This window comes from Nocardia sp. NRRL WC-3656 (assembly GCF_000720265.1).
GTDB classification, from domain to species: Bacteria; Actinomycetota; Actinomycetes; order Mycobacteriales; family Mycobacteriaceae; genus Nocardia; species Nocardia nova.
Genome location: NZ_JOJF01000131.1, coordinates 1 through 319, shown reverse-complemented (window position 1 = coordinate 319; position 319 = coordinate 1). Strand labels below are relative to the sequence as shown.

The 319-nt window shown below is 61.4% G+C and carries 1 protein-coding gene; it reads left to right on the top strand.

Annotation, left to right across the window (positions count from 1 at the left end):
* Positions 1 to 319 (top strand): NAD-glutamate dehydrogenase domain-containing protein (locus IG65_RS35570; RefSeq protein WP_156055941.1); only part of this gene is annotated, 319 nt, incomplete at both ends.

The following is a 319-nucleotide window of genomic DNA, read 5'->3' as shown; positions in this document are numbered from 1 at the left end:
GACCACAAGGCGATGGGGATTACCGCGAAGGGGGCGTGGGAGAGTGTCAAGCGGCATTTCGCGGAGATGAATGTCGATACCCAGCGTGAGGAGTTCACGGTGGTGGGTGTCGGGGATATGTCGGGGGATGTGTTCGGTAACGGGATGTTGTTGTCGGAGCATATTCGGTTGGTGGCGGCGTTCGATCATCGGCATATTTTCATCGATCCGGATCCGGTGGCGGGGGTGTCGTTCGCGGAGCGGAAGCGGTTGTTCGGGTTGGCGCGGTCGTCGTGGGCGGATTACGACACCTCGCTGATCAGCGAGGGCGGCGGCGTCT